19 protein-coding genes are annotated in these 23,025 nt (G+C 73.4%); 8 read left to right on the top strand and 11 right to left on the bottom strand.

Annotated features, from left to right (window positions below):
* Window positions 1-10 precede the first annotated feature (10 nt).
* Entirely contained in the window at window positions 11-961 is a 951-nt protein-coding gene (bdeA, locus tag OG802_RS31675; protein WP_329416067.1) for a bis(hydroxyethyl) terephthalate hydrolase, read from the bottom strand.
* 368 nt (window positions 962-1,329) lie between these two features.
* On the opposite strand from bdeA, the gene OG802_RS31670 reads away from it, so the two are divergent.
* The 3 genes from OG802_RS31670 (at window position 1,330) to OG802_RS31660 (ending at window position 3,704) form a co-directional block, all read left to right on the top strand.
* A complete protein-coding gene (locus tag OG802_RS31670) occupies window positions 1,330-1,554 on the top strand; it encodes a hypothetical protein (protein ID WP_329416066.1) in 225 nt (74 codons plus the stop codon).
* 85 nt (window positions 1,555-1,639) lie between these two features.
* A complete protein-coding gene (locus OG802_RS31665; protein WP_329416064.1) occupies window positions 1,640-2,542 on the top strand; it encodes a Gfo/Idh/MocA family protein in 903 nt (300 codons plus the stop codon).
* Between the two features lie 61 nt (window positions 2,543-2,603).
* The gene (locus OG802_RS31660; protein ID WP_329416063.1) at window positions 2,604-3,704 is read left to right on the top strand and encodes a PP2C family protein-serine/threonine phosphatase; all 1,101 of its coding nucleotides are present in this window, start codon (window positions 2,604-2,606) and stop codon (window positions 3,702-3,704) included.
* Here OG802_RS31660 and OG802_RS31655 read toward each other — a convergent pair.
* Window positions 3,649-5,907, bottom strand: coding sequence for an MMPL family transporter (locus tag OG802_RS31655; protein WP_329416061.1), 2,259 nt, complete (start codon window positions 5,905-5,907; stop codon window positions 3,649-3,651). The genes OG802_RS31660 and OG802_RS31655 overlap by 56 nt on opposite strands.
* Before the next feature lie 181 nt (window positions 5,908-6,088).
* On the opposite strand from OG802_RS31655, the gene OG802_RS31650 reads away from it, so the two are divergent.
* Both OG802_RS31650 and sthA read left to right on the top strand, forming a co-directional pair.
* Window positions 6,089-6,298 carry a hypothetical protein gene (locus OG802_RS31650; protein WP_329416060.1) on the top strand — a complete coding sequence of 70 codons (210 nt, stop codon included), beginning with the start codon at window positions 6,089-6,091 and terminating at the stop codon, window positions 6,296-6,298.
* A 48-nt stretch (window positions 6,299-6,346) separates the two neighbouring features.
* Window positions 6,347-7,750 carry a Si-specific NAD(P)(+) transhydrogenase gene (sthA, locus tag OG802_RS31645; protein WP_329416059.1) on the top strand — a complete coding sequence of 468 codons (1,404 nt, stop codon included), beginning with the start codon at window positions 6,347-6,349 and terminating at the stop codon, window positions 7,748-7,750.
* Between the two features lie 51 nt (window positions 7,751-7,801).
* On the opposite strand, the gene OG802_RS31640 is transcribed toward sthA, so the two are convergent.
* From OG802_RS31640 to OG802_RS31625, 4 genes are all read right to left on the bottom strand, one after another.
* The gene (locus tag OG802_RS31640; protein WP_329416058.1) at window positions 7,802-8,263 is read right to left on the bottom strand and encodes a DUF5709 domain-containing protein; all 462 of its coding nucleotides are present in this window, start codon (window positions 8,261-8,263) and stop codon (window positions 7,802-7,804) included.
* 395 nt (window positions 8,264-8,658) lie between these two features.
* Entirely contained in the window at window positions 8,659-11,004 is a 2,346-nt protein-coding gene (locus OG802_RS31635; protein WP_329416057.1) for a glycoside hydrolase family 65 protein, read from the bottom strand.
* On the bottom strand, window positions 11,001-11,753 hold the full coding sequence (locus tag OG802_RS31630) for a beta-phosphoglucomutase family hydrolase (RefSeq protein WP_329416054.1): 753 nt from the start codon (window positions 11,751-11,753) through the stop codon (window positions 11,001-11,003). The genes OG802_RS31635 and OG802_RS31630 overlap by 4 nt, the downstream gene beginning before the upstream one ends.
* Before the next feature lie 65 nt (window positions 11,754-11,818).
* Window positions 11,819-12,214 (bottom strand): YybH family protein, encoded by a 396-nt coding sequence (locus OG802_RS31625; protein ID WP_329416052.1) that lies wholly within the window; start codon window positions 12,212-12,214, stop codon window positions 11,819-11,821.
* A gap of 57 nt (window positions 12,215-12,271) precedes the next feature.
* On the opposite strand from OG802_RS31625, the gene OG802_RS31620 reads away from it, so the two are divergent.
* On the top strand, window positions 12,272-12,910 hold the full coding sequence (locus OG802_RS31620) for a nucleoside/nucleotide kinase family protein (protein ID WP_329416049.1): 639 nt from the start codon (window positions 12,272-12,274) through the stop codon (window positions 12,908-12,910).
* Window positions 12,911-13,227: 317 nt separating this feature from the next.
* Here OG802_RS31620 and OG802_RS31615 read toward each other — a convergent pair whose 3' ends face one another.
* From OG802_RS31615 to OG802_RS31595, 5 genes are all read right to left on the bottom strand, one after another.
* A complete protein-coding gene (locus OG802_RS31615) occupies window positions 13,228-14,958 on the bottom strand; it encodes a hypothetical protein (protein ID WP_329416047.1) in 1,731 nt (576 codons plus the stop codon).
* A 2-nt stretch (window positions 14,959-14,960) separates the two neighbouring features.
* Complete coding sequence (locus OG802_RS31610; protein WP_329416044.1) at window positions 14,961-15,869, bottom strand: carbohydrate ABC transporter permease; 909 nt, start codon at window positions 15,867-15,869, stop codon at window positions 14,961-14,963.
* Window positions 15,866-16,780 carry a carbohydrate ABC transporter permease gene (locus tag OG802_RS31605; protein ID WP_329416042.1) on the bottom strand — a complete coding sequence of 305 codons (915 nt, stop codon included), beginning with the start codon at window positions 16,778-16,780 and terminating at the stop codon, window positions 15,866-15,868. The genes OG802_RS31610 and OG802_RS31605 overlap by 4 nt, the downstream gene beginning before the upstream one ends.
* A 117-nt stretch (window positions 16,781-16,897) precedes the next feature.
* Window positions 16,898-18,226, bottom strand: coding sequence for an ABC transporter substrate-binding protein (locus OG802_RS31600; protein WP_329416040.1), 1,329 nt, complete (start codon window positions 18,224-18,226; stop codon window positions 16,898-16,900).
* 277 nt (window positions 18,227-18,503) lie between these two features.
* Window positions 18,504-19,637 carry an ROK family transcriptional regulator gene (locus tag OG802_RS31595; protein ID WP_329416038.1) on the bottom strand — a complete coding sequence of 378 codons (1,134 nt, stop codon included), beginning with the start codon at window positions 19,635-19,637 and terminating at the stop codon, window positions 18,504-18,506.
* Between the two features lie 334 nt (window positions 19,638-19,971).
* Between OG802_RS31595 and OG802_RS31590 the strand changes: the two genes are divergently transcribed.
* Window positions 19,972-20,880, top strand: a complete 909-nt coding sequence (locus OG802_RS31590) for an N-acetylglucosamine kinase (protein WP_329416036.1) — start codon at window positions 19,972-19,974, stop codon at window positions 20,878-20,880.
* A 189-nt stretch (window positions 20,881-21,069) separates the two neighbouring features.
* The gene (locus OG802_RS31585) at window positions 21,070-22,986 is read left to right on the top strand and encodes a phosphatase PAP2 family protein (RefSeq protein WP_329416034.1); all 1,917 of its coding nucleotides are present in this window, start codon (window positions 21,070-21,072) and stop codon (window positions 22,984-22,986) included.
* Window positions 22,987-23,025 lie beyond the last annotated feature (39 nt).

Genomic DNA, 23,025 nt, shown 5'->3' with positions numbered 1-23,025 from the left:
GGCCGCCCGTTCAGGACGTGTGCGGGCAGTTGCCCCGGTACTCCTCGATCGTCAGGCCCGGCCGCGGCAGCGGGCACAGGAACTGCTCGTAGCGGGTGTCGTCGTCGATGAAGCGCTTCAGCCACGACACGCTGTACTTCGCGATCGTCGTGTTGGACGAGTTGGGGGTGAAGTGGGTGGCGTTGTTCAGTTCCAGGTACGCCCGGTCCAGGGAGGACGGCAGGGTGGAGTAGAACGGCTCGGCGTGGGTGGCGACGGGGGCGATCGTGTCGCCGTCGGCGCCGAAGACCAGGGTCGGCGTCCTGACCTCGGGCCAGGTCTTGTCGAGGTTCCACGGGGTGAGCGGGATCGCGGCCCGCAGCGAGGGACGGCTCTTGGCGGCCTCCAGGGTGCCGCCGCCGCCCATCGAGTGGCCCATGACCCCGAGCCGGCCGCTGTCGACGCGGTTGCGCACGGAGCTGACCCGCGTGAGGTGGTCCAGGGCGGCGAGCAGTTGGCGTCCGCGCGAGTCGGGCTGGTCCAGTGTGGTGAGGGTGTCGATGGTGAAGACGACGAAGCCCTGCGAGGCCAGCCGCGGGCCGAGCCAGGCGATGGAGGACTGGGTGCCGGTGTAGCCGGGCGCGACGGCGACCGCGCCGAAGGCGCCGTCGGCGGTGCTGGTCGGGTAGTAGATCGTGCCGCCGCCGAAGCCGGTGACGGCGAGCGGGGAGACGGTGGTCCGGGAGACGGCGTAGGGGCCGCGCACCGCTTCGATGCTCGCCGTGGTCGGCGCGGGGCCGCGTTCGTAGGGGTTGTCCGCCGCGTGCGCTCCGGGGCCGCCGAGGGCGGTGAGTCCGACGACGGCCGCGACCGCGGTGGTGAGGGCGGCGAGGCGGCCGGGCCGGCGGTGGGGGCCGCCGGTGGCGGCGGCGGTCCGGCCCGCACGGGGCCGGACCGCACCGGTGTCTGCTGACTGCTGCACGAGGAGTCGTCCTCTCTCGGGTCTGCCAGGGTCGGCGAGGGGGCCGTCCGAGGTCCGTCGGAGGTCTGCCGCCGGTTGGCCGGTCTGCCGGCCGGCCGGCGGTGTGGGGTCCGTCGGGGCGGGCTCCGCTCCGCCTGGCGCGTGGGGTGTGCCGGTCCGGGGCGCGGGCCGGCGGAGTCAACTGTCCGGCCGGGACGGCTCTTCGGGGACCGGCGAAGTCACCGGTCTTCGGCCCCTGCCCCGGGCTCCCCCGCCGCGGTGTGCACGGGCCGCGCGCCGGCATCAGCCGGGACATGCATCAGCCGGCCGATTCGGAGCACTCGGCAGGCTGTCGCCTGACGGAGAGAGCCTGACGAAAAGAGAACGCCGTGCTCTGGGTCGCCGTACTTCTGCTGCCGCTGGTGTCCGTCCTGCTGGTCTTCATGGACCGGGTGGAGGAGCGCCTGCTCACCCCGGTCACGGCCAAGCGCCGTCACGCGGGCCGCCGACGGCATCTGCGGCTGATCCCCGGCGGCGCCGCGGACGCGAAGGCCGTCCGGGCGCGCGACGCGGCGAAGGACCCGGCGGCGGCGGAAGAGGTCCGGGCGGCCTGAGAGCCGGACGGGATGTACGCGCCGCTCCCGGTGTGCGAGGCTCGCCGGGGGGCGTCGGTCGGCAACGGCAGGGAGAGTCAGCGGTATGCGCATCGGTCTGCTCGGCACCGGACCCTGGGCGGGCATGGTGCACGCACCCGTCCTCGCCTCCCACGAGGAGCTCGACTTCGTCGGCGTCTGGGGCCGTCGCCCGCAGGCCGCCGGGGAACTGGCGGACCGCCACGGCACGCGCGCCTACGACGACGTCGACGCCCTCCTCGCGGACGTCGACGCGGTGGCCGTCGCCCTGCCGCCGGACGTGCAGGCGCGCCTCGCGGTGCGCGCCGCCGAGGCCGGCCGTCACCTCCTGCTGGACAAGCCCGTCGCCGCGACGGTGACGGGCGCGGGGGCCGTGGCGCGGGCCGTCCGGGAGGCGCGGGTGGCCTCGGTCGTCTTCTTCACCACCCGTTTCGTGTCCGGGCCCCGGGCCTGGATCGTCGAACAGGCGGAGGCCGGGGGCTGGTTCACGGCGCACGCCCAGTGGCTCGGGGACGTCTTCCACGAGGAGAGCGACAGCCCGTTCGCCACACCCTGGCGCGGGGAGAAGGGGGCCCTGTGGGACGTGGGCCCGCACGCCCTGTCCGTGCTGCTGCCGGTGCTCGGCGACGTCCGCCGGGTGACGGCCGCGGCCCACGGTCCCGGCGACACCGTCCTGGCGGTCCTGGACCACGCGAACGGCGCCTCCAGCACGCTGACGCTCAGCCTGACGGCCCCGCCCGCGGCGGCCGGGGCGGCCGTCGAGCTGCGCGGCGCCGCCGGGGTGACGCGGCTGCCGCACGGCAGGGCGGACGCCGCCGACGCCCTCGCCCGCGCCGCGGACGAGTTGCTCGCCTCGGCCCGCGACGGCCGCCCGCACCCCTGCGACGCCGCCTTCGGGCTGCGCGTCACGGAGGTGCTGGCCGACGTCGAGGCCGTGCTGGACGAGGGAACGCGCCGGCCCGGCGGCTGAGCCCCGCCCCGGCCGGACGTCCCGGCGTGCGCCGGCCCGCGCCGGGGTGGAGCGTGGGGGTGTGGGACGACCGGACGGCGAACGGCGGGGCTGGCTGCGGGGCGCGCCGCCGCCGCCCTGGGTGCGGGCGCTGCCCCTCGCGCTGGCGGCGGGCGTCTGCGTGGCCGCGCTGGTCAGTCCCGAGCCGCTGGACATCGGCTTCCTGCTGGGCGCGATCCCGCCGCTGGCCGTGCTGTCGTACGGTCCGGCGGTCACCGCGGTGCTGGGCGTGGCCGTCGTCGTGATGCTGAACGTGCCCGCGTTCCAGCTCGACCGGCCGGGCCAGACCGATGTGCTGACGGTGTCGTTCGTGGCGCTGCTGAGCGTGTTCGTGGCGTTCGTGCGCCACCGGCGCGACCAGCAGCTGGACCTCGAGCGCACGGTCGCCGAGGCGGCGCAGCGGGCCGTGGCGCCGCCGGTGCCGGAGCGGGTCGGGCCGCTGCGGTGCGCGGGTCTGTACCGGGCGGCGCAGCGCGGGACGCTGGTCGGCGGCGACTTCTTCGACGTGCGCGAGAGCCCCCACGGGGTGCGGGCGGTGCTGGGGGACGTGCAGGGGCACGGGCTGGCGGCGGTGGCGACGGTGTCCTCGCTGCTCGGAGCGTTCCGGGAGGCGGTGCTGGACCAGGCGGACCTGGAGGCGGTGGCGGGCCGTCTGGACCGGCGGCTGGTGGTCGACTCGGCGCGGGACGCGGTCGCCGAGCTGTTCGCGACGGCCGTCCTGGTGGAGTTCACGCCCGACGCCGGCGCGGTGCGCATCGTCGTCTGCGGGCATCCGCCGCCGGTGCTGCTGCGCGACGGCGCGGCCACGGAGGTGGACGCGGTGCCGTGGACGCCGCTGGGGCTGGGTCTGCCGGGGGCCGCGCCGACCGCCGTCCGGCTGGCGCTGCGCCCCGGCGACCGGCTGTTCCTCGCCTCGGACGGCGTCTCGGAGGCGCGGGACGCCGGCGGTGTGTTCTACCCCTTGCTGGAGCGGCTGCCCGCGCTCGCCGCCGGCGCCGGTCCGGCGGCGACCGCGGACCGGGTCTGGGCGGACGTGCGGCGGTACGCCCCCGCGATCCGCGACGACGTCACGATGCTGGTCCTGGCCCCGCTGAGCGCGGCGGACCGTCGCGAGGGCCGCTGAGGTCCTCCGCGTCGCCCTCGGCGTCGATGTGCGGCAGGATCCGGTCCAGCCACCGGGGCGTCCACCAGGCGTGGGAGCCCAGCAGCGTCATCACGGCGGGCACCATGAGGAGCCGGACGACCGTCGCGTCGATCAGCACGCTGACCGCGAGGCCCAGGCCGAGCATCTTGACGACGATGCTGTCGCTGATGATGAACGCCGAGAACACGCTCACCATGATCAGGGCCGCGCAGGTGATGACGCGGGCGGTGATCTCCAGGGCGTGGGCGACGGAGTCCTTGGCGTCGCCGGTGCGCAGCCACGCCTCGTGGACGCGGGAGAGCAGGAAGATCTCGTAGTCCATGCTGAGGCCGAAGATGATCGCGAACATCATCATCGGCACATAGCTCTCGATGGGCACGTCGCCGTTGACGCCGAGTGCGGGCCCGCCCCAGCCCCACTGGAAGACGGCGACGACGACGCCGTAGGAGGCGGTGATGGACAGGACGTTGAGGACGGCGGCCTTGACGGCGACGAGGAGGCCGCGGAAGACGGCGAGGATGATCAGGAACGCGAGGCCGACGACCACGCAGATGATCAGCGGGAGCCGGGCGGCGACGATGTCGCGGAAGTCGACCTGGGCGGCCGTGGTGCCGGTGACGTAGCCCTTGGCGTCGTAGCCGGAGACGGCGTCGGGCAGGGTGGTGTCCTTGAGCCGGTTCACCAGGTTCGTGGTGGTGGCGTCCTGCGGGGCCCGCGCGGAGTAGACGGTGCCGATCAGCACGTCGCCGTCCTGGGTGGCCGTCAGCGGGGTGACGGTGGCCGCGCCGGACACGCCGTTCAGCGTCTTCTGCGCCTGGGACTGCAGGTCGGAGCGTTTGTCGGTGGGGACGGACGTCTGGTCGACGACGACGGTGAGGGGTCCGTTGGAGCCGGGGCCGAAGGCGTCGGTCATCAGGTCGTAGGCGCGCCGGTCGGTGAAGGAGGTCGGGTCGGCGCCGTCGCCGATGTGGCCGAGCTGGATGGAGAAGACGGGGATGGCGAGGATCGCGATGACGGCGACTCCGCCGGCGAGGTACTGCCAGGGCCTGCGTTCGACGCGTTTGGCGTAGCGGTGCCAGGTGCCGTGCGGGGTGGCGCCCGGTGCGGCGTCGGTCTCGGCGACGGGTCTGCGCACGTGCCAGCGGTCGATGCCGCGCCCGATGAGTCCGAGCATGGCGGGCACGAGGGTGAGGGCGGCGGCGACGGCGGAGACGACGGTGACGGCGGCGGCGACGCCGAGTTTGCCGATGAAGGACACCCCGGACGCGTACAGGCCGGCCAGCGCGATGATCACGGTGGTGCCGGAGACCAGGACGGCGCGGCCGCTGGTGGCGGTGGCGTGGCCGGCCGCCTCGGCGGGATCGGCGCCGTCGACCAGGTTCTGCCGGTGCCGGGTGATCAGGAACAGCGCGTAGTCGATGCCGACGCCGAGGCCGATCATGGTGGCGAGGGTCGGCGAGACGGTCGCGAAGGTGAACGCGGCGGCGAGCAGCCCGAGGATCGCCAGCCCGCCGACGACCCCGATCAGGGCGGTGACCAGGGGAAGTCCGGCGGCGATGACACTGCCGAAGCCGATGAGCAGGACGACGATCGCGACCGCGAATCCGATTGCCTCGCTGATCAAGTCGTTGGCCTTGGGCCGGGCGAGTTCGCCGAGCGAGCCGCCGTACTCGACGTCGGCGCCCGCCGCCCGCAGCGGCTGGACGGCCTGGTCGACGCCGTCCAGGTAGGCGTCGCCGAGGGTGTTGGGCTGCTCGTCGAAGCGGATGGTGATGTAGCCCGTCTTGCCGTCGTTCGACACCGGGCCGACCTTCGTCGGGCTCTGCGAGAGGGGGTTCTGCACCGACAGCACGTGGGGCAGCTTCTGGAGGTCGCCGACGGTGGTGGACATCTGCGAACTCAGCGCGCTCAAGGCCTTCTGGTCGTCGCGCATGACGATCTGGGCGCTGTAGCCGCCGGCCTGCGGGTCGTGCTCCTGGAGGACGTCCAGGCCCTTCTGCGACTGGGTGTCCGACAGCGCGAAGTCGTCCTCGAACATGCCGCCGACGGCGCGGTCGGTGACCTGGAGCGCCACGAGGGCGACCAGCCAGGCCAGGATGACGAGGAGGAAGTGACGGGCACACCAGGCGCCGAGCCTGCGCAGTCCCCCGCGAGAGGGCTTCCCGGCAGCGGTGGGTTCCATGAGCTGGGCCTTCCTGCCGTGCGGCGGGACCGTCGCACAGGGGTGGGGACGCCCCGACACAGCTCATTACACCCCTGACCGATCATCGCGGCATCTCGGCCGGCCGGTGATCGCGATTGCGGGGTGCGGCTCCAGGATGAATGGTGTTAGTACATTCCTTCGGACGCGAGGAGCCGACACCATGCCGACGTCACAGCCCGGCGCCGCCCGACCCTCCCCGGACGACCGCGCCACCCCGGACGACCTGCTCCACACCCGCACCGGCACCGAGGTCTCCGCGGAGGACATGGTCCTCGCCACGGGACGCGACCTGACGCCGCGCACGCTCGCGTGGGCGCGGCGCAAACTGGACGAGGAGGGGCCCGGCGCGATCGAGAAGCTGCTGCCGTAGCTGTCGCCGCCCTTTCCCGGCCGCCCCCGCCCTGCCAGACTGCGGAGGGTGCCCGACTTCGACATGCTCGTCATCGGATCAGGTCCCGGCGGCCAGAAGGCCGCCATAGCCGCGGCCAAACTGGGCCGGCGGGTGGCCGTTGTCGACCGCCCCGACATGGTCGGCGGGGTCTCCCTCCACACCGGAACCATTCCCTCCAAGACCTTGCGCGAGGCGGTGCTCTATCTCACCGGCCTCACGCAGCGCGACCTGTACGGACAGAGCTACCGGCTCAAGGAGAACATCACCGTCGCCGACCTGACCGCGCGCACCCAGCACGTGGTCGGGCGCGAGATCGACGTCATCCGCAGCCAGTTGACCCGCAACCACGTCGCCCTGTTCGCCGGCACCGGGCGCTTCGTCGACGACCACACGATCGCCCTGCGCGAGATCACCGGGCAGGAGCGGCTGATCAGCGCCGAGCACATCGTGATCGCCACCGGGACCCGGCCGGCCCGGCCGGACAGCGTGGAGTTCGACGGGCGGACCATCCTCGACTCCGACAACGTGCTGACCGTCGAGCGGGTGCCGCAGTCGATGGTCATCGTCGGCGCCGGCGTGATCGGCATGGAGTACGCCAGCATGTTCGCCGCGCTCGGCAGCAAGGTGACGGTGGTGGAGAAGCGGGCCGGGATGCTCGACATGTGCGACGTCGAGATCGTCGAGTCGCTCAAGTACCACCTGCGCGATCTCGCGGTGGCGTTCCGCTTCGGGGAGACCGTGGCGGCCGTGGAGCGGCATCCGCGGGGCACGCTGACCGTGCTGGAGAGCGGCAAGAAGATCCCGGCCGACGCGGTGATGTACTCGGCGGGCCGCCAGGGCCTGACCGACGGACTCGACCTCGACAAGGCCGGGCTGACGGCCGACCGGCGCGGGCGCATCGAGGTGGACGAGCACTACCGCACGCCGGTCGGGCACATCTACGCCGTCGGTGACGTCATCGGCTTCCCGGCGCTCGCGGCGACGGCGATGGAGCAGGGCCGCGCCGCCGCCTACCACGCCTGCGGCGAGCCCGTCGGGCAGATGCACCACCTCCAGCCGATCGGGATCTACACGATCCCGGAGATCAGCTTCGTGGGGCGCACCGAGGACCAGCTCACCGAGGAGCGCGTGCCGTTCGAGGTGGGTGTGGCCCGCTACCGCGAGCTGGCCCGCGGGCAGATCATCGGCGACGCGCACGGCATGCTCAAACTGCTGGTCTCGCCCGAGGACCGCACGCTGCTGGGCGTGCACTGCTTCGGCAGCGGGGCGACCGAGCTGATCCACATCGGGCAGTCCGTGATGGGCTGCGGCGGCACCGTGGACTACCTCGTGGACGCCGTGTTCAACTACCCGACGCTCGCGGAGTCGTACAAGGTCGCCGCGCTCGACGCCACCAACCGGCTACGGCAGTTGGACCGGATCGGGGACTGACCGGCCCTCCGGGGACGGGCCGCTCACTCCTCGACGGTCTCACTCCCCGACTCACTCCTCGACGATGTGGACGGCGGCCTCCTCGGCGCCCGCCGCCCCGCCGTCCACGCCCACGTCCCGGGCCACCTCCTCCTTGACGGCGTCGGGGTGGGCGCCCTCGTCGGGGGCGACGAGCCGGCCCGCGCGCCGGTCGCCCGCCTCGGGGTCGAGGGGCTCGCCCTCGCCGCCGGGAAGGTCCCCTACGCCGTCGCCGGCCGGCGCGGTCGTGTCCGGGGCCTCCTGGGCGAGCCGCTGGTCCAGGCTCTCGCCCTCGTGCTGCTCGGCGGCGGTGGTGCCGTACTTGGTCACCCCGAGCGGCTTCTCCGGCGGGGAGTAGCCCTCGTCGAGGGTGTCGTCGTAGGTGCGTTCGTCGAGGGCGTCCTGGAGGTCGAGCGGTGCGCCGTCCTCCTGCTCCTCGTTGGATCCGGTGGGCTGGTAGACGTCGTCGCCCATCGCCTCGGACTCCGTGCCCATGGTGCCTCCTCGCTGGTCGGGCCACTGTGTTCCCCGTCCGCGTTTCCCGTGCGGCCCGGTCCAATCGCGACACATCTCACCTGCGCGAACGAGGGCGCACCTCGCCCGCTCGGGCTTCGGACCGTAGCCACTCGCACACTCGGTGCGACCGCGGGCAGACCCGGACGCCGTGGGTCCCGCCGGCGGGCGACGGGGACGTGTCGGCGCCGGTGCGGCTGCTGCCGCCGCTGTTTGCGCCGCTGTCGGGCACGGTCGAACGGAGGGCGACGCGCCTCGGCCGCTCCCTGGTCGCGCCCCGCACGATCCGGCCGGCGGATCGTGCGGTGGCGCGGGGAGCGGGACGTCCGCGACCGAGCCCGCGGCGCGCGCGGGGCGGGGGCGGGGCCAGGACCCGGCTAGGACCGGGTGTGGGGCGCGCGGTGCAGGGGCTGGCGGGGCGTGGTGCGCACCGGGACGGGCGGCAGGGCCCGCACGACGGGTCCGTCGCCGTTCACCCGTAGCGGCTCGCCGTGGTGATGGAGTGTCAGCGGCGGTCCGGACAGCAGGGTGTAGGTGGCCTTGTCGGGCCCTATCTCCACGTGCAGGCGGCGGCCGAGGAACTGGACGCTGAAGGCCAGCCGGCTCAGCCGCTGCGGCAGCCGGGGCGCGAAGCGCAGGCCTTCGGCGTCGCGGCGCAGCCCGCCGAACCCCGCGACCAGGGCCGTCCAGGTGCCGGCCAGCGAGGCGATGTGCAGTCCGTCGCGGGTGTTGTGCTCCAGGTCGGCCAGGTCCATCAGCGCCGCCTCGGTCGTGTAGTCGAAGGCCAGGTCGAGATGGCCGGCCTGGGCGGCGATCACGGCCTGGCAGCACGCCGAGAGGGAGGAGTCGCGGACCGTCAGCGGCTCGTAGTAGGCGAAGTTGCGGGCGACCTGCTCGTCGTCGAAGTGGCTGGCGCAGGTGTACATCGCCAGCACCAGGTCGGCCTGCTTGACGACCTGCTTGCGGTACAGGTCGAAGTAGGGGAAGTGCAGGAGCAGGGGGTACTGGTCGGCCCGGGTGCCGGAGAAGTCCCACTGCTGGTAGCGGGTGAAGCCGGCGTGCTGCTCGTGGACGCCGAGGTCCCGGTTGTAGGGCAGGTGCACCGCCTGCGCGGCGTCGCGCCAGGCCGCGCTCTCCTCCTCGTCGACGCCGAGGCGGCCCGCCTCCTCCGGATGGCGTTCGACGGCGTCGGCGGCGGCGAGGAGGTTCGCCCGGGCCATGAGGTTGGTGTACGTGTTGTCGTCGGCGACCGCGCTGTACTCGTCGGGCCCGGTGACGCCGTCGATGTGGAACGCGCCGTGTGCGTCGTGGTGGCCGAGCGAGCGCCACAACCGGGCGGTCTCCACGAGCAGTTCGACGCCGGTGGAGCGCTCGAAGTCGGTGTCGCCGGTCGCCGCGACGTAGCCCACCACGGCGTGGGCGATGTCGGCGTTGACGTGGAAGGCGGCGGTCCCGGCCGGCCAGTACGCCGAGCCCTCCGACCCCTCGATCGTGCGCCAGGGGAACGCGGCGCCGCGCAGCCCGAGCTGGACGGCCCGCTCGCGGGCGGCGGGCAGCGTGTTCTGACGCCAGCGCAGGGCTTCCGCGACGGCGTGGGGGGCGGTGTACGTGAGCAGCGGCAGGACGAACGTCTCGGTGTCCCAGAAGGCGTGGCCGTCGTATCCGGAACCGGTCAGGCCCTTGGCGGGGATGGCCCGCTGCTCGGCGCGGGCCCCGGCCTGCAACACGTGGAAGAGGGCGAAGCGGACGGCCTGCTGGATCTCCTCGTCGCCGTCGACCTCGACGTCCGCGCGGGACCAGAAGTCGTCGAGGTAGGCGCGCTGTTCGTCGAGCAGGCCGTCCCAGCCGCTGTGCCCGGCCGCGGCGAGGGCCGCCTCCACCTGGTCGCTCATCGCCGGCCGCGAGCGGGCGCCGGACCAGCCGTGGGCGACCAGCTTCTCCACGCGCAGCCGTTCGCCGGGCTCCAGCACGGAGGTGACGGTGAGCCGGGCGACGTCGACGTTGCTCTCGGCGCTGAGGGTGGTGCGCTCCGGGCCGGTGACGGTGTGGTCGGCGGCGACGGCCACCCGCAGTCCGCTGCGCTTCGTGCGGTGCACGAGCCGCAGGCGGCGGTCGACCGCCACGTCCTCCTCCGGCTCCAGGGGGGACCTCAGGGCGCGGGCCGCGCGCGGGTCGCCGTTCGGGTCGGGCAGGCTCTCGTTGGTGACCAGTTCGGACTGGATCACCACCCGGGAGCGGCTGCCGACGGCCTCCACCTCGTAGGCGACGGCGGCGACGGCCCGCTGGGAGAGCGAGACCAGCCGCGTCGAGCGGACCCGCACGGTGGATCCGGCCGGGGAGGTCCACTCGCAGGTCCGCTCCAGGACGCCCCGGCGCAGGTCGAGCACGCGCTCGTGGCTGACGAGCCGTCCGTAGCGCAGGTCGAACGGCTCGTCGTCGACCAGCAGCCGCAGGATCTTGCCGTTGGTGACGTTGATGACCGTCTGCCCGGACTCCGGGTAGCCGTAGCCGGCCTCGGCGTAGGGCAGCGGGTGCAGTTCGTGGACGCCGTTGAGGTAGGCGCCGGGCAGGCCGTGCGGCTCGCCCTCGTCGAGGTTGCCGCGCCAGCCGACGTGCCCGTTGGACAGCGCGAACACCGACTCGCTCTGGGCGAGGACGTCGAGGTTCAGCTCCGTCTCGCGCACGCACCACGGTTCGACGGCGTAGGACCGTTGGGTGATCACGCGCGCCCTCCCTGCCCGAGGAGGTCCTCGAGATCCTTCACCACGACGTCCGCGCCGTGCGCGTACAGCGCGTCGGTCTGTCCGACCCGGTCAACGCCGACCACGTAGCCGAAGTTCCCGGAGCGGCCCGCGTCCATCCCGGCCAGCGCGTCCTCGAAGACGGCCGCGGCCGCCGGGTCGACGTCCAGGTCGCGGGCGGCGGCGAGGAAGGTGTCGGGGTGCGGCTTGCCGGGCAGGTCCCGCTCCGCGGCGACGACGCCGTCGACGCGTACGTCGAAGAGGTCCTCGGCGCCGATCGAGCGCAGCACGTCGCGTGCGTTGGCGCTGGAGGAGACGATCGCCGTGCGCAGGCCCCGCGCGCGGGCGGCTTCGAGGTAGCGCAGCGTGCCGTCGTAGGCCTGGACGCCCTGCGTGCGGATCTTCTCCAGGAGCAGTTCGTTCTTGCGGTTGCCGAGGCCGTGGACGGTCGGTGCGTCGGGCGGGTCGTCGGGGCCGCCCTCCGGCAGGCGGATGTCCCGGGAGGCCAGGAAGGCGCGCACGCCGTCCGCGCGCGGGCGGCCGTCGACGTACTCGTCGTAGTCGTCGCCCGCGTCGAACGGCCGGTAGCCGTCCCCGTCGCGTTCGCGCAGGAAGGCGTCGAACATCTCCTTCCAGGCGGCCGCGTGGACGACGGCCGTGCGGGTGACGACCCCGTCGAGGTCGAAGAGACAGGCCTGGATGGCTTCGGGGAGCCCGAGCGTCGTCGTCATACAGGGCCGGTTCCCCGCGATCGCCTCCCTCAACAGTGTGGCGCCCGCCACACCGTTGGGGTTGCTCACTCGTGCGGGAACGAGTGGTGCTCGTGCGCGATGAGCCAGCGGCCGCCCTCCTTGCGCAGTCCGAAGGTGAGGCGCAGCCGCAGCGTGGGGTTCTCGGCCAGTTCCTCGGGAGTGCCGCAGCGCAACAGCGCGTGGGCGTAGGCGACGTCGTGTCCGGCGGTGACGTCGAGGGTGTCGATGTCGAAGCGCGCGCCCTGGGCCTGCCAGGCGAAGAAGGGCGGCCACAGCGCGCGGTAGGCGGCCAGGCCCCGCAGTCCGGCGTGCGGGGGCGGCACGTAGTACAGGACCAGGTCGTCGGCGTGGCCGGCGAGGACGGTCTCGAGGTCTCCGCGGCGGACGGCGTCGGCCCAGCGGTCGATCAGGGTGCGGATCTGCGTCTCGTCGTCGGGCAAAGGTGCGTCCTCCTCTCCCTGCGGGTCTCCTCCGGGGAGACTGCGACACTTCGGTGTGTGCTCACTTTCGATGATCTGCTGTGCCGGGCCCGTTCTCTCGCCGGGGGAGGCGGACGCGCTCTGCTCGGCGTCGCGGGCAGTCCCGGCGCGGGCAAGACGACCCTGGCGCGGCGTCTGGTGCGGGAGCTGAACGGGACGGGCGAGCCGTGGGCCGTGCAGGTCCCGATGGACGGGTTCCACCTGGCCGACGCCGAGCTGGACCGGCTCGGCCTGCGGGACCGCAAGGGGGCGCCGGACACCTTCGACGCGGCCGGGTACGCGGCGCTGCTGCGGCGGCTGCGGGAGGAGGCGGGCGGCGAGGACACCGTGTACGCGCCGGGTTTCGAGCGGGTGCTGGAGCAGCCGCTCGCGGGGGCGGTGCCCGTCGCCCCCGCCGTCCGGCTGGTGGTGACCGAGGGCAACTACCTTCTGCTGGGCACGGGCGCGTGGCGGCGGGTGCGGGCCGCGCTGGACGAGGTGTGGTTCTGCGAGAGCGACGAGACGGAGCGGGTGCGGCGGCTGGTCGCCCGGCACGAGGAGTTCGGCAAGGCGCACGAGGAGGCGGTGGCCTGGGTGCTGCGGAGCGACCAGCGCAACGCCGAGCTGGTGGCGGCGACGCGAGAGCGGGCGGACCTGGTGGTGCCGCTGCCCCTGTGACGGGCGGGCCGCGCCCGCGGCGGCCGGTGTGGTGCGGGCGGCGGTCCGCCGCTCCCCCGCGGCCCCCGGCCGCTGACGGCGTTCGGCGGGGTGCGGCGCGCAGCTCCGGCTCCGGCTCCGGCTCGCCGCGGGCGTCGTCCGGTCCGGGGACGGCGGTGAAGGCGTCCGGGCGCACGGTCAGGCCTGCGGCGCCGTGTTCCGCCGACGCGGTGAACGGCTCCTCGGATCCGTGGCGCACCGCGAAGGCGTACAGGTCACCGACCAGGTGGCGGCCCTCGCCCGGGTCCCGGTGATCGTCGCCGTAGCCGTAGCGGGAGTCACGCGGGGGGTGCGGGCCGGCGGGCGCGGAGGGCGACGGTCAGGGTGTGCGGGCCCAGTCCGCCGAGGTAGACGCGGTTGCCGGTCGTCGCGTCGGTGCCGCGCACCACGGTGTGGTCCTGGCCCGGGTCGTAGCGCAGCACGTCGCCGCGGTCCGGCCCGGCGAGCGGTTCGCCCGCCTCGACCCGGACCTCGATCCCGATCTCGTCGTCGCCGGCCCGGTAGGCCGCCGTTCCGCTCGTCAGGCACCAGCGCCCGTCGCCGATCGGCACGGCTCCCTGCGGCACGCCGCCCGGCCGGAAGGCCAGTTCGAGGGCCCACGGGACCGGTGGTCCGCCGATTTCGATCAGCAGGTCGGCGCCGTCCTCCCGGACGTCCACCGCGACGCGGGTCGTGTGGGTGACCTCGTCACGGGGGCGGTCCGGGAAGGCCATCGCGGCGGAGAAGCGTCCCTCGTCCCCCATGCGGTAGTCGCCGTCGTCGCATCGCCGGTCCGGTGGCAGCGGCTGGTAGTAGGCGGCCGTGAGGGTCTCGGTGAGCAGGTACCGGTCGGCCGCGGGCCGTTCCACGGCGGCGGCGCGGAACGGGCCCAGGTCGAAGAACCCGCGTGAGAGGCGGACCGCGTCGAGGACCGCCTCGCCCGCGAAGAGCCGCAGGAAGGTGGGGTTGCAGGCGAGGCCGGAGCGGACGCGCCGGTGGCCGGGCACGTCGGAGCCGCCGTACACGACCGTGCGCGCGGTGGCCGAGGTGTGCGCGGCGAGGCGCGCGGTGGTGAGGTAGCGGGCGCGCGGCAGCGTCTGCGGGACCGGCTCGGGCAGGACGCGGCACAGGTCCGGGGTGAGGAGCGTCTCGGCGAGCAGGTCGGGGTCGATGCCGCCGGCCTGCGCGAGACGGGCCGCCCGGCTGAAGTCGCCGCGGCCGGTGCGGACCGCCAGGAGCCGGTAGTGCGGCAGGTAGGGGGCCAGCGGGAACGGGCCGTGCTGGTCCTGCCGGCGCGAGTGGACGGTCTCCACCGTGCCGTCCGGCCCGATGAGGTCCAGGGTGGCGGTGAGATGGCGTTCGACGGCGTCGCCGAGATCGGTGCGGCCCAGCACCTCGGCCAGCAGGAGAAGCGAGGGGTTGGACACGTGGGCCGCGTAGTTGGCGCTGCGTTCCGCGTACAGGCCGTCCGGGTCGATGTCGACGCCCTCGGCGAGCCACTGCTCGATGCGGGCGAGCAGCCGGTCGTCGGGGAACGACCGGTGCAGCCGGGCCAGGGCCGCGCACAGTTCCCACCGGTGGTTCGGGGTGTGCACGCCGCCCGTGAGGAGGGGCGCGCGGGCCGCGTCGGCGATGTCGGCGAGCGCGGCCGTGACGTCGCGCAGTCCCGGTCCCGCGCCGACGGCGAGGACGTGCGCGTCGCACACGTCGTTGACGGTGAACGCGGAGTCCGGCGGCGACTGCACGTTGTCGCCGCCGGCGAAGAGGCCGGTGGCGGTCTGCGCGGCCCGCAGGGCGCGCAGGTGGGCGGTCGCGGCGGCGGCTGCCCACGGGCTGCCGTGCAGGGCCGAGTCCGGGGAGCGGTAGGCCGCCACCAGGGTCTTCACCCGGCGCGCCAGCACGCGGTGGGTGACGCCGGCGGGCGCGTCGTCGGGGCCGGCCGCCAGGGGGGCGGCCGCGAGGGGGGCGGCCGTCCGGTCGGCGGCGCGGGCCGCCGCGCGGGCGAACTCGCGGTCGAGGGCTGTGGACACGGTCAGTCCTTCAGTCCGGCGTTGATGTCGGCGCCCATGACGTAGCGCTGGAAGACCAGGAAGACGGCGATCAGCGGGATCATGGAGATGACGGAGGCGCCCAGGAGCACCGACCAGTTGATGTTCTGCGCGCCGACGATGCTCTGGATGCCGATCTGCACGGTGAACTTGTCGGGGTCGTTGAGCATGAGCAGCGGCCAGATGTAGTCGTTCCACCGCCACTGGAAGGACAGGATGGCGAGGGTCAGCATGATGGGCCGGGACAGCGGCACCATGATCCGCAGGAAGATGGACAGTTCGCGGGCGCCGTCGATGCGCGCGGCCTCCACGAGTTCGTCGGGAACCGTCAGGAAGAACTGGCGGAACATGAAGCATCCGGTGGCGGTGAGCACGGCCGGGAGGATGATGCCGGCGAAGGAGTTGTAGAGGCCGAGGTTGCGCACGACCAGGAACTCGGGGGCGAGCATGACCTCGCTCGGCAGCATCGTGGTGGCCAGGATGCAGAGGAAGAACGCCTTGAGCCACCGGTTGTCGTACTTGGCCAGGGCGTAGCCGGTGCAGCAGCTGACTCCCACCGTGAGGATCGTGGTGATCACGCACACGAGGGCGGTGTTGATGAAGTACTGGGAGAAGTTGGCGCTCTCCCACGCGGCCTTGAATCCCGACAGGGTGGGGTCGTGCGGGACGAGCGTGAGCGGATAGGAGAACAGTTCGCTGGCGGGCTTGAGGGAACTGAGGATGAACCACAGCACCGGCAGCCCGTACAGGCAGGCCAGGATCCACAGCAGTGTCGTCGCGGGCACCGCGCGCCGGAGCCCGCCGCTGCCCGGTGTGCGCGGCCGCTTCCTGTCCTTGGAGACGGACGGTCCGGGATCGGAGCCGACCGGGCGGGGCGTGTCTGTGGTTGTCATCGGTTCTCCACCCGCCGGTTGACGAAGAGCTGGACCAGCGCGACGGTCATCAGGATGAGCATGAGCACGAACGACGCGGCGCTCGCGTAGCCGATCTGGCCACGCTTGAAGCCGGTCTCGTAGATGTACTGGACGAGGAGGTTGTTGGACGTTCCGGGCCCGCCGTTGTTGAGGGCGACGAACACCGGGTACTCCTTCATCGCGTTGATCGTGTTGAGCAGGATCACGATGAACGAGGTGGGCGCGATGCTCGGCAGCGTGATGCTGACGAACTGGCGCCACGGGCCGGCGCCGTCGAGCGCGGCAGCCTCGTAGTACGACACCGGCACGTTCTTGATCGCCGCGATGAACAGCAGCATCGAGAAGCCGGTCCAGGCCCAGGAGGCCGCCATCACCACCACGATCAGCGACAGGTCCGCGTTTGACTGCCAGGGGACGGCGCTGCCGCCGAGCTTCTCGATGACGTAGTTGACCAGGCCGAAGTTCTCGCCGAAGAGCCAGCGCCACAGGACGCCGACGACGATGGGCGACAGCAGCCACGGGACGAAGAAGACGACGCGCGCCACGGACGCGCCCTTGGCGTGCTTGTTCACCACCAGGTTGGCGGCGAGCAGCGACAGCCCGAAGTTCAGCGGCACGAAGAGCACGGCGTACAGCAGGGTCCGGGTGAGCGCGCCGTAGAAGGCGGAGTCCTCGATGAGGTGCTGGTAGTTGTCCAGTCCGGTGAACTGGAACGCTCCGACGCCCGTGTAGTTCGTGAAGGAGTAGACGAGCCCGATCGCCGCCGGCCAGACGAAGAACAGCGAGAAGAGCACGACGTTGGCCGCGATGAGGACGAGCGGCGCGAAGACGTAGGTGCCGCGTCGTCGCCTGGGCGGGCTCACGGACACGTCCGGGGCGCGTTTGGTCATCTTCCTGACTCCGTGCTGGTGGGAGGGATCTCGGTGGGCTCGTGCGGTGAGCCCGGCATCAGGCAGGCGCCGGGGCCGGGGCGGCGGCGGTTCGATCCCGCCGCCCGGCCCCGCGGCCTACGATCCGCCGCCGACCTGCTGGTTGTAGCCGGCCACGATGTTCTCCAGGGCCTTGTCGGCCGACTGCTGGCCGTTGATCGCCTTGCCGAGTTCCGTCTTGGTCGGGTCCTCGGTGAGGCTCTTGCCCTTCAGCACCCAGTTGGTCTGCGCGCCGTTGAAGTAGCCGGAGATCGGGGCGTAGAGCGGGATCTCCTCGTTGTACAGCTTGAACGCCGCCTGCGCCGCCTCGGAGGTGAAGGGGTACTTCGGGTTCAGTCCGCTCTCGACGGGCAGGAAGCCGGACGTCTCGCACAGCGCGCGGTAGTGGTCCGGCTCGTACAGCCAGGACATGAACTTGGTCGCGGCGGTCGCGGCGTCGCCGTTGTTGTTGAAGCCGACCATCATGCCGCCGCTGTTGACGTCGCTGGCCTGCACGGGCTGCGCGGGGGTCGGGACGCTGGCCCAGTCGAACTTCTTGATGCCGTCCGCGAAGTTGGCGACCTGCCACACGCCGGACCAGAAGGCGACCACGTCACCGCTCTGGAACATGGCCGACGGGTCGGCGCCGCTGGTCCACACCGACTTCGGCATGGTCTTGTCGTCGTTCAGCCCGACGAAGTAGTTCACGGCCTTCTTGGTCGGCTCGTCCACCGAGAACTTGCCGGAGTCGTCGGCGTGGACGTACTTGCCGCCCATCTCGTACACCATGGCGCGCAGCCGGGAGGGCGACTGGTCGAAGGTGAGGGAGTACTTGGCGCCGGTCTTCTCGCGGACCTTGTTGGCCGCAGCGATGAACTCGGTCCAGGTCCAGGTCTTCGAGGGCGACGTCGGGAAGGGCACCTTGGCCTTCTCGAACAGCGACTTGTTGATGAACATGCCGGACGCGGTGACGTCCGAGGGGATGGCCAGCACCTTGCCGGAGGAGTCCTTGGCGAGGAAGTTGGCGTTGATCTTGTTGGTCTTGTCGCCGGCGATGGAGCTGAGGTCGATGAGCTTGGACGACCAGATGGGGTCCAGCGCCGGCACGGCCGCCACGTCGGGCAGGGAGTTGGCCTGGGCGGCGTTCTTCAGCTTCGTCGTGTAGCCGTCGTAGGGGATGTTGACCAGCTTGACGTCGACGCCGGCTTCCTTCTTGTACTGCGCCACCATCTTCTTCCAGCCCGCGTCCTGTCCCGGAACCGTGGAGATCCAGAACGTCAGCGACTTGGAGGTGCCGCCGGAGCCGCCGTCCGAACCGCAGGCGGTCAGCAGCAGGGCTCCTGCCGAGGCCACGGCAGCGAGGGGGACAAGGCGGCGTATGCCGCCGCGGCCGAGTCGGCGGGAGCGCCGCACACCCACAATGGTCATCTTCGATCCCTTTTTTTCGTCATAGGGGACGGAGCACGGCGCCGACCCAGCGGCACGGGTGCATTGTGCAGGAGGTTCGCTCTCCGGGGGCGCGGCCTCGCCCGGCCGCGTCGCCTGTGCGGGTGCGTTCCCCGGCCTGCGGGCCGTCACCGTACGAGCACGCCCTCGTGCGGCTGCCGTGCCTCATGGGGCACGGGCGGGACGCTCACCCCAAGCCGGTGTCCCGACCGACTTAGAAAGCGCTTGTCCGGACATTGGCAGACCGAGTCGGAAACCGTCAATCCTCAGCCCGCGCGGTCTGGGTCACGGTTTGGACTCCCCGGGCGACCGCGAGCCGTGCCGCGCCCGCCACGGTGCCGGAATCCCCGACCGTGCTGCTGACCACCTCGGTGGGCCAGCTCAGCCGTGCCAGTTCGGTCCGCACCCCGGGCAGGAGCTGGGGATCCGCGCCGGTGGAGCCCCCCAGCACGATCAGTCCGGGGTCCAGCACGGCGGTCACGGCGGCGGCCAGCCGGCCGACGTCCACCGCGTGCCGCGCGACCACGTCACGGGCCGGCCGCACACCCTGTCCGGCGAGGGCGAACAGCCGGTCGGTGGTGCGCGGGCAGGGGCCGTCGGAGGGCTGCCAGGCCGCGCCGGCCCGGCGCAGCAGGGAGCGGGCGCCGATGTACTCCTCCAGGGCCTCCTGGCGCGGTTCACGGCCGTCGTCCCAGGGGTAGGGCAGCCGCGCCAGCTCGCCGGCGGCGCCGTTGGAGCCGCGCAGCACCTGCCCCGCGACGACGATGCCCAGACCGACGCCGACGCCGATCCGCAGATAGCCGAACGTGTGGCGGCCCCGGGCGGCGCCCTCGTGCAGTTCCGCGAGCGCCGCGCAGTTGACGTTGTTCTCCAGATGGACGGGGACGCCGGGCGGCAGCGCCACGGCCATGGCGTCGAAGACCGGTCCCGCCTTGGCGGTGGCGGGCCGCATGCCGCTGCCCCGCCGGTCGGGCGCGAGGACGTCGCCCACCGCGACGACGATGGAGCGCAGCGGAACGCCCTCGGGCAGCGCGCCGAGAGCCTCGCGCACGGCGTCGGCGGCGTCCTCGCGGGAGGCCGTGGCCTCGGCGAGGGGGGTTCCGTCCAGGGCGCTGCCCCGGACCCGGGTGAGGGCGGGACCGAGGTCGACGGCGAGCACGGCGCCGGCGGCCGGGCCGAGGCAGTAGACGGCGGCGGAGCGGCCGGTGCCGCTGGAGGCGGTGCCGGAGTGGGCGGCGAGCCGGGCGCCCTCCAGCTCGGCGACGGCGGAGGACACCGTCGGTTTGGACAGTCCCGCCAGGCTCGCGAGCTGGGGCCGGGTCGCGCTGCCCGCCTGGGCCAGCACGGCGAACACGGCGCTCGCGCTCTCGGTCAGGCGGGGGGCTTCAACCACGTCGAGTTCCACAGATTCCCCCAGCGGGTACGGGGCCGCGCGCCCGGCCGAGGGTCTCGGCGGGCCGGCGGCGATGGGATGCACCGACGTCGCGCGTTCCCGCCCCGCGGCCGCCGCGTAAGGCTGCCCGGTGGTCGAGCGCGCGATTCCTCTTGACGCACTGTACTTCGTTAGTTAACTTCCTAACGAACTTCACGGTATACGCCTGCCGTGCTTCGTCAGAGGCCCGTCCCGGGGCTTCCCTAGTTCATCAGGTCAGCAGTTCAGGTCACTCCCGCGTGGTCACGGTTCGCCCGCCGTCGCAGCTTTCCGGCGTATCGACGAAAGAGGATCCGTGCAGGACTCTCCCCCTTCGGGCCCCCTCGTGGTCGGCATCGACGTGGGCGGCACCAAGACGCGTCTGCGCGCCGTCACGGGCGTCGACGTCGTGGCCGACCACGTCCGCGCCACCAGCGGCTGGCGGCCGCACGAGCCGGCGGCCGCGGCGGACCGGCTGGCCGCTCTCGTCCGCGAGGTCCTTCCCCCGGGCGTGCTCCCCTCGGCGGTCGCGGTGGGGGCGCACGCCTGTGAGACGCCCCCGCAGTGCGCGCGGCTCCGCGTCGCGCTGAGGGAACGGCTCGGGGTCCCCGTGCGGGTCGTGGGCGACGCCGAGCTGCTCGTTCCGGCCGCGGGCCTGGACAAGGGCGTCGGCCTGGTGGCCGGCACCGGTTCGGTGGCGGTGGGCACGCTGCCCGACGGCACGGTCGTCCAGGTGGGCGGCTGGGGCGCGGTCCTCGGCGACGAGGGCGGCGGCGCCGGTCTCGTCCGCGAGGCGGCCCGCGCCGTGTGGGCCGCGCACGACCGGGGCGAGGAACCCGACGCCCTCGCGCTCGGCCTGCTCGACTCGTTCGGCGTGCCCGAGGTGCCGGCGCTGGGCGCGGCGCTGGAGAGCGCCACGGACGTCTCCGCCGAGTGGGGGCGGCACGCTCCCGTCGTCTTCACGGCGGCCGCCGAGGGCTCCGCGCTCGCCGCCGCCGTGATCGGCGACGCCGCCCGTGCGCTCGCCGCGCTCGTCGCCGGACTCGCCGCGCGCGGGGTCCCGGTCGACGACGTGGTCGTGGCGGGCGGCACCGTCCTCGGCCGGCCCGCACTGTACGACGCGTTCAGCGCGGCCCTCGCCGACGCCCTGCCGGGAGCACGGCCCCGGCCGCTGACCGCGCCGCCCGTCGAGGGCGCGGTGGCGCTGGCCCGTTCGCTGCTGTGAGCGGACATCCGCACGTTCACCTCGGCGACACGCACCGGTCGCCGGGTCCTCGCGCAGGCGACGCGACCCGGCCGTAGATCTTCGCTCAGGCGCGTCATGCGGCTCACCGGCCGGCACCGGCCGGACGGGCGCACGCGCGCACCTCCTTCCTCCGGCCGCGCGGCCGGAGAACTCGAGAGAGGCACATCCATGCCGTCCTCCGCCGGGCTCCCCACCCCCTCGGCCGTGAACCGCAGGCGCTTTCTGAAGACCTCCCTGGGAGGCTCGGCGGCCCTGGTCGCCGCCCCGACGCTGGTGTCGTGGCTGGGAGCCGCCGACGCCAAGGCCGCCACCGCCCCGCTCGCGTTCGTCGACGACTACAAGACGAACGTCTCCGCCAACCTCACGCCCGAGACCAACGCCGTGGTGCGCGCCCTCGGCGGCTTCGCGCGGGTGTGGAAGACCGGCTCCGCCTGGAACACGGGCACGCCCCTGCGGCCCGACATCCTGCGCGCCAACGTGCGCTACTGCGTCGCGGTCACGCGGGCCCGCACCGAGGCGCAGGGCAGGGAGGCCTTCGTCTACGACCGCCAGCACCAGAGCTACGCGATGATCGGCGGCCTGGGCCCGCTGGCGGACCTCTACCGGACCGGCGCCAAGGCGGTCACGTCCATCACCCGCGCGCCGGACACCGTCCCCGCCACCAAGATCGACGACGCCGTGCCCGCCGACGCGCCCGCCGGCTCCGCGCTGGGCGCCGGCTCGTACGACTCCGAACTCGGCCTGGTGGCCAAGCTCGTGGACACCGTGCGGGGCAGCTTCGCCTCGGGCAACCCGAGCAAGTACGCCTACCAGTACCCGCGGCCGTGGCGCATGAACGAGCACAGCCAGGTCGTCGACACCGGCAGGACGGACGCGCTCGGCTACCCCGTCTACGACTCCCAGGTGGTCGTCGTCCCGCAGCTGCTGCGCCAGCGCGGCACCTCCCCCGCCGACGACGGCGGTTTCCCGAGCGGGCACACCAACGCCTTCCACCTGGCGTCGCTGGCCTACGCGTACGCCGTCCCCGAGCGGTTCCAGGAGCTGGTGACGCGCGCCCTGCACCTCAGCCACACCCGGATCGTCTCCGGCATGCACTCGACCGTCGACGTGCTGGGCGGGCGCGTCATGGCCACCGCGCTGGCCGCCGCCGCGCTCGCCGACCCGGCCAACGCCGAACTGAAGGCGGCCGCGCGGGCCCAGGCCCTGGCCTACTTCACGCGGACGACCGGCACGACCCCGGACACCCTGTTCGCTTATGGGCACTCCGACGCCGGGGACGAGTACGGCGACCGCGAGGCCAACGCCCGCGCGATCGCGCCCCGGCTCACCTACGTCCTGCCGCGGGAGGGACGCAAGGAGCCCCTGACCGTGCCCAAGGGCGCCGAGGTGCTGCTGGAGACGCGGCAGCCCTACCTCAGCGCGGCCCAGCGCCGTGACGTGCTGCGCACGACGGCGCTGCCCTCCGGCTACGTCCTGCTGGACGGCTTCGAGCAGTGGGGGCGGCTCGACCTGTTCGCGGCGGCCGACGGCTACGGCTCCTTCGAGCGCGACGTGACGGTCACCCTGGACGCGGCCCGGGGCGGCTTCCACGCGGCCGACGCCTGGCGCAACGACATCGACGGCCGGGGCGGTCTGACCAAGCGCGGGTCCGGCACGCTCACCCTGACCGGCCACAACCGCTACCACGGCGGCACCGTGCTGGAGGCGGGCGTGCTCGTCGCCGGGCACCCGAACGCGCTCGGCCAGGGCGATGTGCGGCTCACCGGCGGCACGCTGCGCGCGCAGACGCCCGTGCGGGCGTGCGGCGCGTGGGTGCAGGAGGCCGGCGCGGTGCTGGACCTGACGCTGCGCGGACACCACGGGCCCGCCGTCACCGTCTCCGGCCGGGTGCGGCTGGACCGCGGCGCGGTGCTGTCGCTGCGGCTGGACGACGAACGGCCCCCGGCCGCGGGAACGCTCGTCCCGGTGATCGCCGCCTCGGCGTTGCGCGGGCAGTTCGACCGTGTTGAGCTGAACTCCGACCGGCTGCGGGCCGTACCCGTGTACACGGCGGACGGTCTGTCGGTACGACTTCTGAAGCGGTGACGCCCCGCGCGGCGGGAGCCGGCGTGCGGCGGGCCCCGG

Source organism: Streptomyces sp. NBC_00704 (assembly GCF_036226605.1).
Classification (GTDB): Bacteria; Actinomycetota; Actinomycetes; order Streptomycetales; family Streptomycetaceae; genus Streptomyces.
The sequence above is the reverse complement of the archived record's forward strand: the minus strand, read 5'-3'. Positions and strand labels throughout refer to the sequence as shown.